At 38.2% G+C, this 16,301-nt stretch carries 16 protein-coding genes; 4 read left to right on the top strand and 12 right to left on the bottom strand.

Features of this window, described 5'->3' with window-relative positions; all coding sequences use genetic code 11:
• Positions 1–63: 63 nt before the first annotated feature.
• Positions 64–810, top strand: a complete 747-nt coding sequence (gene pflA, locus BMZ31_RS11635; protein ID WP_090831904.1) for a pyruvate formate-lyase-activating protein — start codon at positions 64–66, stop codon at positions 808–810.
• Positions 811–860: 50 nt separating this feature from the next.
• Here the strand turns inward: pflA and BMZ31_RS11640 are convergent, their stop codons facing one another.
• Positions 861–2,450: a Na+/H+ antiporter gene (locus BMZ31_RS11640; RefSeq protein ID WP_368086642.1), complete on the bottom strand. Its 1,590-nt coding sequence runs from the start codon at positions 2,448–2,450 to the stop codon at positions 861–863.
• 223 nt (positions 2,451–2,673) lie between these two features.
• Here BMZ31_RS11640 and BMZ31_RS11645 point away from each other — a divergent pair, with 223 nt between their 5' ends.
• Together BMZ31_RS11645 and yidC are read left to right on the top strand one after the other, a co-directional pair.
• Positions 2,674–2,958 (top strand): hypothetical protein, encoded by a 285-nt coding sequence (locus tag BMZ31_RS11645; protein WP_139206608.1) that lies wholly within the window; start codon positions 2,674–2,676, stop codon positions 2,956–2,958.
• A 23-nt stretch (positions 2,959–2,981) separates the two neighbouring features.
• On the top strand, positions 2,982–3,764 hold the full coding sequence (yidC, locus tag BMZ31_RS11650; protein WP_090831906.1) for a membrane protein insertase YidC: 783 nt from the start codon (positions 2,982–2,984) through the stop codon (positions 3,762–3,764).
• 37 nt (positions 3,765–3,801) lie between these two features.
• Here the strand turns inward: yidC and BMZ31_RS11655 are convergent, their stop codons facing one another.
• The 6 genes from BMZ31_RS11655 to BMZ31_RS11680 all read right to left on the bottom strand — a co-directional run bounded on the left by BMZ31_RS11655 (position 3,802) and on the right by BMZ31_RS11680 (position 8,175).
• Positions 3,802–4,158 (bottom strand): fluoride efflux transporter FluC, encoded by a 357-nt coding sequence (locus tag BMZ31_RS11655; protein ID WP_090832021.1) that lies wholly within the window; start codon positions 4,156–4,158, stop codon positions 3,802–3,804.
• Positions 4,158–4,616, bottom strand: a complete 459-nt coding sequence (gene crcB / locus BMZ31_RS11660; protein ID WP_254778766.1) for a fluoride efflux transporter CrcB — start codon at positions 4,614–4,616, stop codon at positions 4,158–4,160. The genes BMZ31_RS11655 and crcB overlap by 1 nt, the downstream gene beginning before the upstream one ends.
• Before the next feature lie 235 nt (positions 4,617–4,851).
• The gene (locus tag BMZ31_RS11665; RefSeq protein ID WP_090831908.1) at positions 4,852–5,055 is read right to left on the bottom strand and encodes a DUF6501 family protein; all 204 of its coding nucleotides are present in this window, start codon (positions 5,053–5,055) and stop codon (positions 4,852–4,854) included.
• Between the two features lie 31 nt (positions 5,056–5,086).
• Entirely contained in the window at positions 5,087–5,338 is a 252-nt protein-coding gene (locus BMZ31_RS11670; protein WP_090831909.1) for a hypothetical protein, read from the bottom strand.
• A 92-nt stretch (positions 5,339–5,430) separates the two neighbouring features.
• Positions 5,431–6,477 carry a class I SAM-dependent methyltransferase gene (locus BMZ31_RS11675; RefSeq protein WP_090831910.1) on the bottom strand — a complete coding sequence of 349 codons (1,047 nt, stop codon included), beginning with the start codon at positions 6,475–6,477 and terminating at the stop codon, positions 5,431–5,433.
• 45 nt (positions 6,478–6,522) lie between these two features.
• Positions 6,523–8,175: an AMP-binding protein gene (locus tag BMZ31_RS11680; protein ID WP_090831911.1), complete on the bottom strand. Its 1,653-nt coding sequence runs from the start codon at positions 8,173–8,175 to the stop codon at positions 6,523–6,525.
• Between the two features lie 402 nt (positions 8,176–8,577).
• Between BMZ31_RS11680 and sda the strand changes: the two genes are divergently transcribed.
• The gene (gene sda / locus BMZ31_RS11685) at positions 8,578–8,712 is read left to right on the top strand and encodes a sporulation histidine kinase inhibitor Sda (protein ID WP_090831912.1); all 135 of its coding nucleotides are present in this window, start codon (positions 8,578–8,580) and stop codon (positions 8,710–8,712) included.
• A 60-nt stretch (positions 8,713–8,772) separates the two neighbouring features.
• Here the strand turns inward: sda and odhB are convergent, their stop codons facing one another.
• The 5 genes from odhB to trpB all read right to left on the bottom strand — a co-directional run bounded on the left by odhB (position 8,773) and on the right by trpB (position 16,299).
• Positions 8,773–10,038: a 2-oxoglutarate dehydrogenase complex dihydrolipoyllysine-residue succinyltransferase gene (gene odhB, locus BMZ31_RS11690; protein ID WP_090831913.1), complete on the bottom strand. Its 1,266-nt coding sequence runs from the start codon at positions 10,036–10,038 to the stop codon at positions 8,773–8,775.
• A 1-nt stretch (position 10,039) separates the two neighbouring features.
• Positions 10,040–12,871 (bottom strand): 2-oxoglutarate dehydrogenase E1 component, encoded by a 2,832-nt coding sequence (locus tag BMZ31_RS11695; protein ID WP_090831914.1) that lies wholly within the window; start codon positions 12,869–12,871, stop codon positions 10,040–10,042.
• Between the two features lie 272 nt (positions 12,872–13,143).
• The gene (gene mnmH, locus BMZ31_RS11700) at positions 13,144–14,208 is read right to left on the bottom strand and encodes a tRNA 2-selenouridine(34) synthase MnmH (protein ID WP_090831915.1); all 1,065 of its coding nucleotides are present in this window, start codon (positions 14,206–14,208) and stop codon (positions 13,144–13,146) included.
• A 109-nt stretch (positions 14,209–14,317) separates the two neighbouring features.
• Positions 14,318–15,100: a tryptophan synthase subunit alpha gene (gene trpA, locus BMZ31_RS11705; protein ID WP_090831916.1), complete on the bottom strand. Its 783-nt coding sequence runs from the start codon at positions 15,098–15,100 to the stop codon at positions 14,318–14,320.
• Complete coding sequence (trpB, locus tag BMZ31_RS11710) at positions 15,097–16,299, bottom strand: tryptophan synthase subunit beta (protein WP_090831917.1); 1,203 nt, start codon at positions 16,297–16,299, stop codon at positions 15,097–15,099. The genes trpA and trpB overlap by 4 nt, the downstream gene beginning before the upstream one ends.
• Between the last annotated feature and the right edge of the window lie 2 nt (positions 16,300–16,301).

Consider the following 16,301-nt stretch of genomic DNA (forward strand, 5'->3'; position numbering starts at 1 on the left):
TAGGGTGAGAGCTTCTCGCTTCTTATAAGAAGCTCTCTTTTTGAATTGAAGGGAGAAGTCAACATGAACGCAAACATACACTCTATAGAAACATTCGGTACCGTGGATGGACTTGGGATACGATATGTCCTTTTTACACAAGGATGTCTCCTCCGATGTCAGTTCTGTCACAATGCGGATACGTGGGAAATTGGCAAAGGAAAGGTAATGAGTGTTTCTGACATTATGAACGATTTGCGTTCCTATCTTCCTTTTATTGAAGCATCAGGAGGAGGGATTACAGTAAGTGGTGGAGAACCTTTATTGCAAATACCATTCCTCATTGAACTGTTTAAAGAATGTAAAAAAGCAGGCATTCACACGACAATCGATTCTTCTGGCGGATGTTTTTCACATTCACCCCATTTCTTGGAGCAATTTGATGAACTTCTTCAATATACAGATTTGTTGTTAGTAGACCTGAAACATATCAATCGCAAAAAGCATATAAGACTTACCGGGATGGCAAATGAGCATATTCTTGAATTTGCCCGATATTTATCTAACAAACAGGTCCCAGTGTGGATCAGACATGTATTAGTCCCTACTGTAACCGATGATCAAGATGATTTACAAAAACTTGGAGAATTTATTGGAACCCTTAAGAATGTGCGAAAGATTGAAGTGTTGCCTTATCATAAGTTAGGAGTCTATAAATGGGAAACTCTTGGGCTCGAGTATCCACTAAAAGATATTGAACCTCCCACAGAAGAGAATATAGAGCTTGCATATTCCCTCCTAACTAAGTCATGTAAAATTGTATCCGAATAAAAAGCAGACTTTTGAGATGATTAATCTTTTCTCAAAAGTCTGCTTTCTTCTTATTCCGCTTCTTTTTTCAGTATTACTATTTTATCATAAATCGATTCGAGCTCCTTATTTCCTGTCTCTTCCGAAATTAGATCTTCTGCTAATAAATTGCTAATGGCTTCGTGTTCCGCATGTAGTGCATGTAAATGCAGATGATTTCTTTGCTCTGCTTTTAACTGTGGCAATCTATCGAGAATCCTCGCCATATCATCTTCCGTTTTTGATTTCTCCATCTCGTATTCACTGATGAGATCTTTAGCTACTGGCTTACTAACAAAATGCTGTCCAGCCACCCTTTCTACTTCCATTAATCCTTTTGAATATCTTTCATAACGAGCGAGCATTTCTTCGTATTCGATTTGTGACTCTGGTTTTGGATTTATTTTTAGAAACTTTATTAATGGTTTAACTGATAAACCTTGAACCAGCAATGAAAATAGCACAACACTGAATGCGAGAATTAATAAGTCTTCCCTGCCTGCAAAATTTCGTGGCAAACTTAAAACCAATGCAATTGACAACGATCCTTTCAAACCACCCCAATTAATAATATGCCTCCAAGAGACAGGGAAATCCTTAGCAAAGTACAAACTCATATAGACGGCTATACTTCTGGCAACAAGAACGATGATGATCGCAGCAAAAATGATTCCCCACTTATCCAAAACATTGATTCGAGTAATCTCAAGACCAACCATGAGAAACACGATTGAATTACTTAATAATGCCGCAACATCCCAAAAATTATTGATATTGAGCTTTGTTGTAGGAGTCATTCCGATCTTATATCCGTAATTCCCCAAGATAAGAGCTGCTGTTACAACGGCAATAACACCGGATGCATGAATACTTTCAGCCAATAAAAATGAACCATAAAAAAGAATGATACTAAAAATAATTTCCAAAGGATAATCATCGAAAAAGCTTGTCAAAAGAGAGAACACATAACCTAATGCTCCACCTACTATTAAACCTAATGTGATTACCTTAACAAATTCCCATAAACCCATTCCAAATCCGATCCAGCCTGCATCCATATAAATCAGTAAATAAAAGGCGGAAATCTTGAAAAGGACGACAGCCAAGCCATCATTAAAGAGACTTTCCCCTTCAATCACAATGGCAAGTCTCTTTTGAACCCCTACACTTTTGAAAATGGAAAGAACACTCACTGGATCAGTCGCACTCATTAGTGCCGCGAATACAAACGCAACTGGGATTGATAATTCTAACAGAAAGTAACCAGAAAAACCGATAATGATAAAGGATAATAAGGTCGCACCAAATGCCAAAAACATGATGGGTTTTTGGTTTTCTCTCAGATGTGTAAAAGGCAACTTAAGTGCCGCTTCCCCTAACAGCGCAGGCAAGAACAATGTCACAATGACAAAATTAAAGACTTCTCCTTCAGTAATAAACCATTTTACTGGTTCTAAAATAGGAACGTTGAATAATCCTATTAATGCTCCAACGATTACGAGGGCAATAGGATATGGTTGTTTTACCTTCTTTGCTAGTGCTGTTACTCCAGCTGCCAGCATGATCAATATGAGAATCAATTCAAATATGTAATGTAAATCATACTCGTGCAAAGTCTTCACCTACCATTCCCTTAAATTCAATAATAATATCTTAACCACTCACCTTTCTTAGCTTACCTTTCACTTTATTATTGCCTACTAAACATCAATCATATATTGGAAATTCGGCTATACGTTAATTCTATTGACAAAATCAGTTATTACCCCTTCTTTGCGATTATACAAATCTCAGCTTATAATGTAGGATATCGATAGAAAAGAGGTGAGTGACATGTTCGAGCTGATGATTGAATTAACGGATATCAATACAATGATGACGTTATATACTAGTTTATTACTTGGAATTTCGTTCAATTTTCTATTGAGATGGAGTTTAAGTGATTCTTTCATTGAATCATTCTCGGATCAATCCACGTCACTTATTCAGCCACCTCAATGTTATGAACAAAAGAACTTAACAACGGTTAACTTAATACTTCTTAGAATTATTAAATTTATCCGCAAAAAAATTAAAGTTTCACAGGACGACCCTGAGAGTGCTATTTCCTCCAAAGTTGTGTTTATCTAACTACAAGATTTTTAGGAGGAAATATGAAAACAAAACGTTCACTATTCACAGGGGTTATCTTCTTTTTATTAAGTTCAATATTACTGACAGGATGTCAGTCTCAAGGCGGAAAAAGTGATGGATTTTTCCAACATTACATGGTTGATCCCTTTACATCCGCGATACATTTTGCAGCCACTTTATTCGGTGGCAACTATGGGCTCGCAATTATCCTAATTACATTAATTATTCGATTGATTTTATTGCCTTTTATGTTGAAGCAATATAAAAATCAAATGTTAATGAAAGAAAAAATGAATGTTTTAAAACCTGAAATGGATGATATTCAAAAGAAAATAAAAGCGGAAAAGGATCCTAAAAAACAACAAGAACTTCAGCAACAGATGATGGGCTTGTATAAGAAGCATGGAGTAAATCCCCTTTCAATGGGTTGCCTTCCGCTACTTATTCAGATGCCGATCCTAACCGCATTCTATTATGCAATCCGAAATAATCATGAAATTGCCACTCATAATTTTCTGTGGTTCAATCTTGGTCATTCCGATATCATCATAACCATCATTGCAGGTATCGTTTATTTTATGCAATTTAAAGTTTCACAATCTACCATGTCAGAACAACAGAAACAACAAATGAAATTTATGGGGCTTCTCTCACCCATTATGATTGTAATGTTCTCTTTCTCTGCACCAGCAGCGTTGCCTCTTTATTGGGCAGTCGGTGGAACCTTCCTCATCATTCAGTCTTGGCTTGGTCAAAAATTATACAAGCAGGCATTAAAAACGGAAAATGCACTAGAGGGTTGACCAGTCAAAAAGCATCGGAAATCTTTTCCGATGCTTTTTATTTTCCTCTTCCCATTATTATTCCCATGTAAGCGAGAAGAAGGCCCCCACCATAGCTCAAAATTAAGTATAAATAAAATAATTTCCCAAGTTCCTTCTTTTTAAGTTGGTAACCTTCTAATTGAAAAGTCGAAAACGTCGTAAATGCTCCCATAAAACCAATACCAAAAAGTGAATATAGTAACCCTTCTGTACGTATCCCTACTAAGATTCCAAGCAGAAAAGATCCTAATAAATTTATTAATAGTGTTCCTACGGGAAAAGCTGATGGCTTTTTCTTTTTAACGTAAGAGCTAAGCGTAAAGCGACTAACAGCTCCTAAGAATCCTCCAATTGAAATCATGGCTAAATTCATCATGGAATGAATTCCTCCGCTCGCTTATTCTTAAGATAATACCCAAGTTTTTGACCTACACTTACTAATAATAAACCACCGATAGAACTGATCAGAAAGTATGTAAGTGCGTAAATGAGATGACCATTTTCAATTAGCTTCACCATTTCAACACTAAATGTAGAAAAGGTTGTAAATGAACCAATGATCCCTGTTGTTATAGCTGTTTTCACACCATCAGTCCACTCGCTCAGAAACATAAAAAAGATTGTCAAAAAGCCGAGTAAAAAGGAACCTAGTAAATTTGCAGTCAATGTCCCGAATGGAAATTCACCTATCATCCACGAGGTGCAAAATACTGCCACTAAATATCTTAGTAAACTTCCAATAACCCCACCGATACCTACATACCAATACACCATTTCTAACACTCCGTTAATCTTCAATGTCTTTAGGTAACTTGTTCTAATTGTTCCCATCTTTAAATCAAAGGCTGTTTCGCATGGATTGTTTTTATAGGAATGCTATTCTCATCCCGAATTCTTTATGGCTTCGGGGCTTTTTTCTAGAAGTTCCTGACACAAGAACTTATAAACATTCGTAAAAATCCAGAAGCCGATTTTTACTTTGGCGTTCGAAAACAACAAAGTTTACGAAAAAAGCCTAATCAAAACAAAAACTGCCAGTCTTTACTGACAGTTTCTGCATTACAAATTAAGCATCTTGAAAATAGTCTTTATAATAGCCGCCGATTTTACCTGAGTTGTCGATGATAAAATAGAACTCTTCTGTTTCATTTTTCACATCATACAATTGCCCAGCAGTAAGAACACGGTTAACGATATATTTCGTTGCATCTGTATGGATGCACTTTACTTTTTTTACAGTTTCCCGTTCTTCCCAAATCTTATGAATCATTACGAGTCACTCCTTCTTCTCATACCTTATCCTAGTATATAGAAAATAAGTGCTCATCTGCAACCATATTTAAGTGCTGATTCTTAAAAACTTGGAGCATTGTTCTCTTCTTCAGGTCTTGTATCTTCTCTTTTTCAAACGTTAATATTTCTTCCGTCAGGACATTTTTCAGTGTTACATAAGTAACATCACAAATGGTATCCATGCGAACAAATTGTAAGTTTTCATAGTTTTCATCGTCATAGGCAAGTTCATAAAGGCCATTATCATAAAGTATATTCATTCAGTAAACCCTCTTTCTTAGATGATGGCACTATTTATATACCACGATAGGTGCTTGTTTCAAACATCACCTAGAAAGGTTTAAAAATGAATTTAACGCGGTCTGGCAACAATGCCATTGTGTACCTTAATAAACCCATGTCTCAAGATTTCGAATCCACCTTCATAAACGTAAAGTCCCATTTGACGAATGTCCATCAACTCACGATACGTATGGTTCATGACATCTGCCATGATCGAGTAAAAGAGACGAGATTTCAATTGGTGCCTAGGAGTTGTCATGATGACATATCCTCCTTCCTTAAGGAAGCGTCGATGCCAATCCATGACTTCATGCTTATATTCGTCAGGGAAATGTTCAAGAAGACCAACACTGATGACAATGTCAAATTCTTTTCCAAAAGAAAGATTTCTAATATCATCTACAACATAATGGATATTCATTTGGTCTTTATACCATACTGTTGGGCTTCCACTGGCACGACTGACACCCAAGAAAGGATAACTCTCTGGAAAATCACCGAAACGGTCGGTTTTACAGAACTCATCATAGTCCACCATAACGACCTCGCCGCCAGGATACATAGCTGAAAGTTGCATGGCTTCGTATCCTTCTGCTGCTCCAAGAAACAAGATTCTGGGCTTTTCTACATCTAAACCTTGGAACAGAGCTCGTTTTCCTCTTGGATCCCACACACCATCCTCGATACGATGCGCATAATTCCATAAGGACAACCTCATAGTCTCACCAAGCGCTTCTTTTACTTCTTTAAAATGAAATTGAGAGAGATGTTTTTTCATACGCTGTTTTGTTTCAATTGTTTTTGCAGGTACATCCATGACAAACCATTCATGAAATGAACGATTAAAGAACTCCCAAGAGGTTTTTACTGACATTTCCCCATTCGTTTGCTCCCATTCCTTTTTCGATTTAGCGACTGACTTAACTTCGTATGGTTTACCGATATCCTTCCAAGTCAATTGCGACCAATCATAAACAAGTTTCGCATTTATGAATTGATCTAATCCATTAGAAGTGGGGTTCCTTAAGTCGACCCTATAACTTGGTGTCAACTCTGTTTTTTCAAAATCGTGATGTGAATACGGACGTGTTTCCAATGCCGCTGCTGTATCGCACATGTTCAACACCCTCTCCAAGCTTACTCGTGGACATAAACAAAAGTATCAAATAGATGCACTTGCGTTTTCGATTTTTTCCATTGAAAGTTCTCTCAACTTGAATTTCTGGATCTTTCCGGATGCAGTCATTGGGTAGGCATTCGTGAATTCAAAGTAGCGAGGAATCTTATGCTTTGAAATCTTTCCTCTACAATAATTTCTTATTTCTTCTTCATCTGCGATTTGGTCTTCTTTCAATATGATCCAAGCCATAACTTCTTCACCATAAACCTTATCCGGAACACCTACTACTTGAACGTCTAAAATCTTAGGATGGGTATAGAGGAACTCTTCTATTTCACGAGGATAAATGTTTTCTCCACCTCTAATGATCATATCTTTCAATCTACCTGTAATTTTGCAATATCCATTTTCGTCCATAACTGCTAAATCTCCTGTATGAAGCCAGCCAGCTTCATCAATTGCTTCCCGAGTAGCATCATCGTTTTTGTAGTAGCCTTTCATGACATGATACCCACGAGTACATAGTTCACCTTGTTCACCGAAAGGCAGCTCCCGGTTCGTACCTGGCTCTACGATTTTAACTTCGACATTCGGCAGAGCTTTGCCAACCGTTTCAACACGAACGCTTATAGGGTCATCGGTACGGGTTTGAGTAATAACTGGAGATGCTTCCGTCTGTCCGTAAGCAATCGTAATTTCTTTAGCACCCATTCTATCAATGACCGCTTTCATCACTTCTATTGGACAGTTGGATCCAGCCATAATTCCCGTCCTTAAAGTCGAGAGGTCATATTTACTGAATTCTGGATCATTCAACTCTGCAATGAACATTGTAGGTACTCCGTGAAGACCTGTACACTTTTCATCCTGTACTGTCTGAAGAACCGCTTTAGGACTGAAGTCCTGCACAGGTACAATGGTTGCACCAACCGTAACACATGCCATAGTGCCAAGAACACACCCGAAGCAATGGAAAAATGGTACCGGAATACATAAACGATCTTCTTTTGTTAGTTTCATACAGCTTGCAATATTGTAGGCATTGTTGACGATATTATTGTGAGTAAGCATTACACCCTTAGGAAACCCTGTTGTTCCGGAAGTGTATTGCATATTGATGGCTTCATTTGGATTAGTAGACTGTATTCTTTCATCAAGTTCTTCGTCAGAAACATGATCAGCCATCTCAAGGATATCTTCCCAAGAGTAAGTACCTGGATATTTTTTATCACCGAGGACAATGACGTTCTTTAAGAAAGGCAAACGACTACTATTTAGTTGACCAGGCTCCGAATCTTTTAGCTCTGGTACTATTTCATTAATGATTTCTATGTATGAGGAATCTTTGAAGACATCCATAAGGATAATGGATGTTGAATCTGATTGCTTTAGAAGGTACTCCAATTCGGAACTCCGATAATTTGTATTTACGGTAACGAGCACGGCGCCCATCTTTCCTGTTGCAAATTGTGCCGTCAACCACTCAGGAGTATTAGAAGACCATGCAGCAATGTGCTCACCTTTTTTGATACCTAAATGCATCAAACCCTTTGCAGCCTTTCGACAATTATTTTCAAATTCAAGGTAGGTCATTCTTAATCCTCTGTCCGAATAAATCACAGCTTCATGCGATGGGTGTAAACGAGCCTTCTCTTCTAAGAGTTTACCAATTGTCGTATTCAATAATTCACTCATTCTCTTAACCTCCCATAATTGCTCTTTCATCATCCTTAAATAGGAACCGCTTTCATTATTATAAATAATTATTTAAGAATATTCTATATTTTTAGAACTTTTGATTTATATCTCTGTCTGAATTGTGTCTAGAGATTAATTTCAGAAACATACGAAAAAAAATGAAGTGATCATATCATGGATTAAGGATAATGAACAATGACTTTTTACATGCAAATAATTCATCCAATGATTGTTTCCTAGGCACATTTCCTTCAACATAACTTAATGGACAACTTTTGAATCTGAACGAAAGTACCTTTTTAAAAAAATTCATCGAATCCCTTTTCAAATAGCTAAAAAACCTATATAATTAACAAAACTGAATATTCAAACCATTTTTCCGAGGAGGCATTCAAGAGCATGAAAATCATGAGTAACGAACAGTTAGTTGTATCGTATCGGGATGCATTAAAATCAGGAAATGAAAAGGATTGGATAAGATTTTTGAAAGAAGAAATTCAACGTCGTGGATTAAGACCATTCAAAAACCGCTAATAATTGAACGTAAGCCGCCGAATTCATTCGGCGGCTTCTCTATTTTTATCCTTAATATGATTAACTCTCCAATAATAATGAATCAGGATCCTCCAACAGCTCCTTGATTTTCACAAGAAAACTTACTGCCTCTTTACCATCTACAATACGATGATCGTAAGAAAGGGCAAGGAACATCATCGGTCTATTCTCCATTCTTTCTTCATCAATCGCTATAGGGCGGAGTTGGATTTTATGCATACCGAGTATGCCCACTTGTGGTCCATTGAGAATAGGGGTTGATAGTAATGACCCAAAAACACCACCATTTGTAATTGTGAACGTCCCCCCTTGCAAATCAGATATGGAGAGTTTATTTACTTTGGCCTTATTGGCTAAATCAAGAATGCTCGTTTCTATCTCTGCGAACGATTTCCGGTCAGCATCACGAACAACAGGGACCACTAATCCATCTGGAGCAGCAACCGCAATTCCAATGTCATAGAACTTCTTAACTAGTAATTCATCTCCCTGAATCTCTGCATTTAGATAAGGATATTTTTTCAAAGCAGCCACTACAGCTTTCGTAAAAAAGCTCATAAAGCCTAATCTGACATCATGCTCTGCGTAAAATTTATCTTTGCGCTTATTTCTAAGTTTCATGATTTCAGACATATCGACTTCATTGAATGTAGTTAGCATTGCTGCTGTTTGCTGAACTTCGACTAAACGCTTTGCGATTGTTTGTCTTCTCCTAGACATTTTTTCACGTTCGATTGGTTTAACTGATTCTGATGTATTAATGGATAGACCTACCTGTTCACTTACTTGTTTCTCCGGTTGCGGAGTTACTTTTTGAATTTCAAGAGATGTAATATCCTGTAAACGTACCCTTCCTAGTGGATCCTTTGTTTGAACGTCATTCAAATCTATCCCTTTTTCACGCGCAAGTTTTCTTGCTGCTGGTGAAGCAATCGGACGTTGTTTGGTCTTTTCCATAAAAAGATCATTTGAAACGACTTCTTCACTTTTTGATTCTTTCGATGATTCTTTTTTGATGTCTTCTTCGTTTTCCTCCTTAGAAGGTAAGGAAACTGGTTCTGCTTCCTCACCACCTTCGGAAACAAGTGCGATCGTTTCTCCTACTTTTACCGTGTCACCCTCCTCAAAATTCAGTTCTGTTAAAATACCTGCCTGTTCAGAAATTATCTCGACATTAACCTTATCTGTTTCTAATTCAACAATATAATCTCCCTTTTCAACTCTATCACCCTTGTTTTTTAACCATCGGGCAATGGTACCTTCTGTGATAGATTCCGCTAATTCTGGTACTTTGATTTCTGCCATTCTACTCTCCCCCTTGTGATTGTTTCGAAAGTGCTTTCAAAATCATTTGTGCCTGTTCAAGTTTGTGAACATTTGGGTCCCCTTCAGCTGGACTAGATCTTCGTCGTCTTCCGATATATTCAACTTTGATACCATTTGGAGCCATTTCTTGAATTCTTGGTTCCACGAAACTCCAAGCGCCCATATTTTTCGGCTCTTCCTGAATCCAGCAAATCTCATGAAGGTTTGGGTATTTATTAAATTCATTTTCCAAGATTTTTGCAGGAAACGGATAGATTTCCTCGATGCGCAGAACTCGTAACCAGTTCAAATCGCTATATTCCTTCATTTTTTCTGCTAAATCAATGGCAATCTTCCCTGAACACAATACAACCCTTTCCACTATCTCCGAATTAGTTCCAGAGTCTGGTTGAGCAATAATCGCCTTGAACTTCCCAGTACTTAATTCCACTCCAGATGAGGATACCAGTGGATTTCTTAGTAAGCTTTTAGGACTCATAACCACTAACGGTCTGATTTCTTCTCTTTTTAGCATTAATGCTTGGCGGCGAAGAAGGTGAAAGTATTGTGCCGAAGTTGTCAGGTTTACAACCGTCCAATTGTTTTCCGCAGCGGATTGAAGGAATCTTTCCAATCTACCACTTGAATGTTCAGGTCCTTGTCCTTCGTATCCATGAGGCAATAGCATTACCAGGCCTGACTTTTGTCCCCATTTTGCTCTTCCAGCAGCGATAAATTGATCAAAAATTACCTGAGCGGCATTAGCAAAATCACCATACTGCGCTTCCCATATAACAAGTGACTCCGGGGAATAGATATTATATCCATACTCAAAACCTAATACAGACCCTTCCGACAATGGGCTATTATGTATGGCAAATGAAGCTTTCGCAGTAGAGAGCTGGTGTAAAGGAGAGTATTTTTCTCCTGTGACACTGTCATGTAAGACAAGATTTCTTTGGGCAAATGTACCTCTTTCAGAATCCTGACCAGTCAATCGAATAGGTATCCCCTCAGATAGAATCGTTGCAAATGCTAATGACTCTGCATGTCCCCAATCTATTTTTCCCTGTTCGAACATTTCTTTTCTTCGTCCTAAAATCCGTTCAAGCTTCGTGTAAACTTGAAACTTCTCAGGTCTGAATAGTAGTTCTTCATTTATGCGTTTCAATACCTCTGTTGGAACAGTTGTATCCAGGTCTGGGAAGCCTTTCTCGATCGTTACCGGCAATTGAGGAACATGAACTTCCGGTTCCTTTACACTAGCAGAAACATTATCAAAAGCCTTTTGAAACACTCCAGTTATTTCTTCTTCTATATCTTTTACTTGGCTATCGTTCAAAACTCCATCAACTTTAAGTGATTTCCCGTAAATTTCTTTTACCGTAGGATGTTTATGAATGAGATTGTACATCCGCGGATTAGTTGTCATCGGTTCATCCATTTCGTTATGACCGAATCTTCGGTAACCAATCAAGTCGATTAGAAAATCTTTATTAAAAAGAGACCGGTACTCTGCGGCTAATTTAGCCACTGCCAGACATGCCTCAGGATCATCTGCGTTCACATGCACAATCGGAATCTCATATCCCTTTGCCAAGTCACTTGCATAACGAGTGGATCTTGAATCCATCGCTTCGGTTGTAAAACCGATTGTATTATTGGCAATTATGTGAATACTCCCCCCAGTACGGTACCCTTTGAGCCTACTCAAGTTTAGAGTTTCTGCAACAATGCCTTCCCCTGGAAAAGCAGCATCTCCATGAACAAGAATGGCTAGTGCTGATTGAGGCTCTTCATGGGGGTAACCTGGTCTCGATCTTTCGTCTTGCGCTGCACGTGTAAAACCTTCTACGACCGCACCCACGTATTCAAGGTGACTTGGATTATTCGCCAAGGTCAATCTAGCTCTTACGGTATTTTCTTCCTTGATTTGTCTATCTAAACCAAGGTGATACTTTACATCACCAGTCCAACCATAATTGATTCCAATCGAACCTTCCGATGGAACCAGTTCTTTGTTGGGAGCATGCTGAAATTCCGAAAATATTTTCTCGTATGGTTTACAAAGAACATGGGCCAATACATTTAAGCGTCCGCGATGTGCCATCCCGATGTTAATCGTTTTCGCCCCATCCTGAACTGCTTCCGTTACGATTTCATCTATTAAAGGAATCATGCTATCCAAGCCTTCGATTGAAAACCTTTTCTGGCCAACAAAAGTACGATGCAGGAACTTTTCAAACAGTTCAACCTGTGCAAGCCTTTTGAATAAGCCTATACGCTTTTGCTTGGAAAGGGAAGCAAGCACACTTCCAGTTTCGACTTTTTCTTGGAGCCACTTTTTTTCTTCGGCATCGTGAATGTGACCAAACTCATAGGCTATAGAATTCGTATATACTCTTATAAGAAATTGATACGCGTCCCACCCTGTACTTATTTCTTTAGGTGCAAAATCACACAACAGTTCGGCAGGAAGTTTTTCAAGATCTTCCTTTAATAATCCAAATGATGCAGGATCGATTTCTTGTTCAGCATAATTTTGCTTTGTGATTGGAGAAACTTTAGCCGATAAATGACCAAATACTCTAATCTGTTCAGCAAGTTTCACGGCTGCTAAGATCTTTTCTGTTGATTGTAAATGCTGATTAGAAGGTATCGTTTCACTATTGAACGACTTGCTTCTAGCTTCTAAGTTTTGAAAATAGTCTTTTAGGTCATTAGAAACCAAATCCGGATCTGTTTGATAAGTTTCATACATTTCAAGAATATATCCAAGGTTTGGCCCCAGAAATTGTCCCTCTAAAAAACGTTTTACTTGTGAATTGTCCATCCTTCCATCCCCTAAAAATAGAATTCTTAGCACTGATACTATATGTGTAACCTTTTTACTTTTACCCAAATGGTAATAAATTTAACGATAATTCACCAATTTCCCCTCTTAAAATGACATTTTCGGCAACATCCACTTGTTATGTTAGGAGCAAAAAGTCTTATTATCAAAGCTCTATTTATGTTTAGTGTGGTGTTTTACGAGTAAATTCATTAAAAGTATCGTCTTTTTTTTACAAGTCTAATAAAAAAAGATGGTTCACACCATCTTTGTCATTTTACAACTGAAGTTTTAACAAGTTCCTTTAAATGAGTCTCGATTTGACTTGCTGCTTCTTCAATGCTCTCGGCGTATATTACATAAAAATTCCCATTGTAATCCAATCTTTTGTGATCATACCTTGGATCGTAATATTTCTCCAATAGAATCCGGATCATATCCGGATAATTACGAATATTTAGATACTCTTCAAGAAGCAGCATAAATTCTTTATCTCGTATCCTTCTGGAAATTTTCTCAACGCCTTCAGAAATTTTGCTATGATACCAATCCTCTTTTTCGAAGGGCTTAACGTACTCATTAACAATGTGTTCAACCCTTTTTTCAAACGGCATTTCGATATGGAAATGGATACCCTCTAATTTTCTCTGTATCAATTCCTCGGGTTGAACAACTCGACCAATTCTTTTGCTTTCTGCTTCCATAATGAAAAAGTCAGATGAAGCTAACTCAGAAATTTTTCTATATATTAATGAGTCGAAGGTTTTCTGGTTATGTCCTTCCCCAATGCCAATCATCCCAAAGATAGACCCACGATGCCCAGCCATATGTTCAAGGTCAAGGATAGGATACCCTATTCTATCTAGCATTTTCAGAATTTCCGTCTTCCCGACACCGGTCATTCCATGAAGTACCACCGCTTTTTCTGGTAAGATATGAGGAATCTCTTCTAATATATGCTGCCTGTATGCCTTGTAGCCACCTATCAACCTACTCGCTGAAAGGCCAGCGAATTCAAGGAAAGTAACAACAGATTTGCTTCTCATTCCTCCGCGCCAGCAATAGACGATTGGCGTATATTTAGGATTTGCATGTTCTTTTATTGTTTGAAGCATAGAAGGTATTTTAGGAGAGACAAACTCCATCGCTTTCCATTTTGCTGCATCTTGGCCTTCATTTTTATATATAATCCCAATTTCATGACGTTCCTCATTTGTAAAAATCGGTACGTTTATGGCTCCAGGAATGGATCCTTCTTTAAATTCTATCGGAGAACGAACATCAAAAATCGGTGCTTCCCCATTTTTCAGAACGTCTTGTACTGTAATTTCTTTCACCTTAAAAACACTCCTCAAATCATGAAGTCCTTGATAACTTCCGATTACTATCCTCTTATAATATAGGAAAAAAAGTGTTTTGAAAACTTGCTTGCTTTACGGTTCATCTTTAGGTATAAACATCCCCTTTCTTAATTGTAGACATAAGGTTTTCTATTCCTTCTGTATCTCCCTTATGGAACATTTCCACTATTTTACTTCCGACGACCACACCGTCACAATACTTGGATAATAACTTAGCCTGTTCAGCATCAGAAATGCCAAATCCAGCAAGGACAGGGATTGAACTGCGTTGTTTTACTTTATTTAAAAAATCGAAGACTTCTTCATTAAATTCTTTTCTTTTTCCAGTGATTCCTTTCACGGTCACACAATAGAGAAATCCTCCTTCAACCCCGAATTGTTCAATTCTTTCTACCGGTGTCGTTAACGTCACGAGACGAATAAGATCAATATCCGTGTCTTCGAGATGCGATTGGATGATGCCTTCCTCCTCAAACGGTAAATCCGGAATAATCAACCCCACAATCCTAGCATCCTCGCAATCACGAATAAAATCTTCGATGTTGTAAGCTAATATTGAATTTAGATAACTCATAATAATTAAAGGGATATTTAAAGAATCTCTAATTTTGAAAAGTTCAATCATCACACTCTTTAAATTTGTTCCACCATTAAGTGCTCTTAAACCAGCTTGTTGAATGATAGGTCCATCGGCAACGGGGTCCGAAAATGGAATTCCAACTTCAATTGCCGTAGCACCTAACTTTTGGAGAAAACAAAGCCTTTCTCCTAATCTTTCAAGGCCTCCATCCCCTGCCATGATATACGGGACAAAGGCTTTTTCCTTGTTTAACCCTAGGCCTTTCATAACATTTGCTAGCTTTTTCATTTTTCATCCCCCTTTAAAATTGACTGAACAGAATGCACGTCTTTGTCTCCACGTCCTGATAAACAAACAACTACATTTTCTGATACGGATCTCGTTTTCGCATAGTTGATCGCATATGCAATGGCATGGGCACTTTCTAGAGCTGGGATGATTCCCTCTGTTTTGGCCAACAGTTGAAAGGCCTCAAGGGCTTCTATGTCCGTTATGGAAGTATATTTAATACGACCAGTTTCTTTTAAAAAGCTGTGTTCTGGTCCTACCCCCGGATAATCCAATCCGGCCGATATGCTGTGTGCTTCTTGGATTTGTCCATGAGTGTCCTGGAGTAGGTACATCATTGCACCATGTAACACTCCTGGCTTTCCTTTTGTTAAAGAAGCAGCATGAAAGTCTGTTTCCGTTCCTTGCCCTGCAGCTTCAACGCCAATTAACCTTACAGAATCATCTTCAATAAAGGGATAAAACATTCCCATCGCATTACTGCCTCCACCAATGCATGCAATGACTGCATCCGGAAGTTTCCCTACTTTTTCAAGGAATTGTTGCTTTGTTTCTTTCCCGATAATGCTTTGGAAATCTCGAACCATCATTGGAAAAGGATGAGGGCCCATGACTGACCCTAAAAGGTAATGTGTATCATCCACATTTGCTACCCAGTATCGTAACGCTTCATTGACGGCATCTTTAAGTGTCGCACTACCAGATTTCACGCCTACCACCCTCGCACCGAGCAACTCCATTCTGAATACATTTAACGATTGTCTTTTTATGTCTTCTTCTCCCATAAAAATCACACAATCCAGATTCAATAATGCACAAACGGTTGCCGTTGCGACGCCATGCTGACCTGCTCCCGTTTCAGCAACGATTTTCCGTTTACCCATCCTGACAGCAATCAGTGCCTGCCCTATAGTATTGTTAATTTTGTGTGCACCAGTATGGTTCAAATCTTCTCTTTTAAGATAAATGGCGGCTCCGCCTGCATGTTTGGTTAAGTTTTCTGCAAAAAATAACGGTGTTTCTCTCCCTACATAGTTCTTTAAGAGCTTATTTATGCTTTCTTGAAAAAGAGAATCTTTTTTTGCGATTGTGTATTCCTGCTCTAATTCCTTAACAGCCTTCATTAGTGTTTCAGGAATGTACTGTCCCCCAAAAATCCCAAAATGTCCTTTAGCATCTGGCAACGTATATGATTTCATTT

The organism is Bacillus sp. cl95, assembly GCF_900115925.1.
GTDB lineage: Bacteria > Bacillota > Bacilli > Bacillales > Cytobacillaceae > Neobacillus_A.

Excerpts from the sequence above, each read along its gene's own strand:
- odhB (WP_090831913.1), bottom strand. The coding sequence starts at position 10,038 with ATGGCAGAAATCAAAGTACCAGAATTAGCGGAATCTATCACAGAAGGT.
- BMZ31_RS11695 (WP_090831914.1), bottom strand. The coding sequence starts at position 12,871 with ATGGACAATTCACAAGTAAAACGTTTTTTAGAGGGACAATTTCTGGGG.
- trpA (WP_090831916.1), bottom strand. The coding sequence starts at position 15,100 with ATGAAAAAGCTAGCAAATGTTATGAAAGGCCTAGGGTTAAACAAGGAA.
- trpB (WP_090831917.1), bottom strand. The coding sequence starts at position 16,299 with ATGAAATCATATACGTTGCCAGATGCTAAAGGACATTTTGGGATTTTT.
- BMZ31_RS11645 (WP_139206608.1), top strand. The coding sequence starts at position 2,674 with ATGATTGAATTAACGGATATCAATACAATGATGACGTTATATACTAGT.
- yidC (WP_090831906.1), top strand. The coding sequence starts at position 2,982 with ATGAAAACAAAACGTTCACTATTCACAGGGGTTATCTTCTTTTTATTA.
- BMZ31_RS11680 (WP_090831911.1), bottom strand. The coding sequence starts at position 8,175 with ATGAGTGAATTATTGAATACGACAATTGGTAAACTCTTAGAAGAGAAG.
- sda (WP_090831912.1), top strand. The coding sequence starts at position 8,578 with ATGAAAATCATGAGTAACGAACAGTTAGTTGTATCGTATCGGGATGCA.
- crcB (WP_254778766.1), bottom strand. The coding sequence starts at position 4,616 with ATGGGAACAATTAGAACAAGTTACCTAAAGACATTGAAGATTAACGGA.
- BMZ31_RS11665 (WP_090831908.1), bottom strand. The coding sequence starts at position 5,055 with ATGATTCATAAGATTTGGGAAGAACGGGAAACTGTAAAAAAAGTAAAG.
- BMZ31_RS11655 (WP_090832021.1), bottom strand. The coding sequence starts at position 4,158 with ATGAATTTAGCCATGATTTCAATTGGAGGATTCTTAGGAGCTGTTAGT.
- BMZ31_RS11675 (WP_090831910.1), bottom strand. The coding sequence starts at position 6,477 with ATGTGCGATACAGCAGCGGCATTGGAAACACGTCCGTATTCACATCAC.
- BMZ31_RS11670 (WP_090831909.1), bottom strand. The coding sequence starts at position 5,338 with ATGAATATACTTTATGATAATGGCCTTTATGAACTTGCCTATGACGAT.
- pflA (WP_090831904.1), top strand. The coding sequence starts at position 64 with ATGAACGCAAACATACACTCTATAGAAACATTCGGTACCGTGGATGGA.